General features: G+C 56.6%; 2 protein-coding genes. Both read right to left on the bottom strand.

The genetic code is table 11. The features are described from left to right. The coding region (locus C0V97_RS16700) for a hypothetical protein (RefSeq protein WP_199751976.1) at nucleotides 1-247 on the bottom strand (247 nt) is incomplete at its 3' end. A 329-nt stretch (nucleotides 248-576) separates the two neighbouring features. After that, a partial coding sequence (locus C0V97_RS16705; RefSeq protein ID WP_233582239.1) for a hypothetical protein occupies nucleotides 577-1,104 on the bottom strand: 528 nt, incomplete at its 5' end.

Raw genomic sequence — 1,104 nt, forward strand, 5'->3', positions numbered from 1 at the left:
CGGCAAAGGATCCGCTCTCATACGCCGTCCCGCCATAGGTCGTCCCATTGGCCGCTGCGGCGATCACTCCGCCCGAAAGTGCCGTCGCCGCCGAGATGACGCCGCCCGAAGCCAGATCCACGGCCGGATGATCCGTACCGCCATTGAGCCCATAGACCACATCACCGGTCGCAGTCTGGCCAGCGCCCACATAGCGGGTCGATCCATTGGTGACGGTCGTGCGATAGGCTGAACGGCTGATAGCCAAGATCTTACCTCTGCGATAGTTGCGAATACTTGCTCTGGACTTGGCGCCGATTCCTCATGAAACGGAGCTCAGGCGCACAACGCGGCCTGATATAGAAATGTTGCGCAACAACGCAAGGGGTTGCACCGATTGCATAGGGATGCATAAATTATTTATTTTTCGAATAAACTTATTATATGGGCAAAACCTGTCAGAGATATAGACGTGATTTAACTAACCGTCCCTGAACCCCGACGACCCATTACCCCGTCCAGAGACACTGATCAGGTAATTTATCGTCAATCTACCGCAAGGATACTTTATACTTACTTTATTTCCGCTAACGTCGCCTATGAGGCCTTCTGAATATCCGCTCTCATGCATTCCATTTCCACTGCGCGCAGGATGCGGCGTCTTATTATGCCGCTGACAGGCCGTATCAGCAGCCAGTAAAGCGTCATCTTGCGCCGGTCCCGCGGATCAGGACAGGAGATTTCTGTCCTGGTCACGAGCCGCGTAACCCCATCCGACGCAGGCTGTGTCGCAAACGTCAGAAGCAGACGGCAGGCCCTGCCATCGGCCTCCCAAAATGCCTTGGCCGTGCGCTCAGTCGATGCCAGCCCATACCCGGCCTGCCAGAAACGCCCGACAAGGCCGTAACCTACCCAGTGATTGTCGATACGGCCGAGAGGAGTGAAGCTCTCCATACCAAAACGGTGAGCGTTCTTCCCCCCTGTCAGACGTCCAGGCAAATCGCGCAGGGTCAGGCAGGTTCGGATGAAAGCATCGTCCTCGGTGCGGAAGCGTTCGACGGCGTCGAGACAGCGCTGGGGCCCGGACGCGATCATACGCTCATGGCATTCGCTGAAATCTGCACG

It is taken from the genome of Asaia sp. W19 (genome assembly GCF_003994335.1).
Classification (GTDB): domain Bacteria; phylum Pseudomonadota; class Alphaproteobacteria; order Acetobacterales; family Acetobacteraceae; genus Asaia.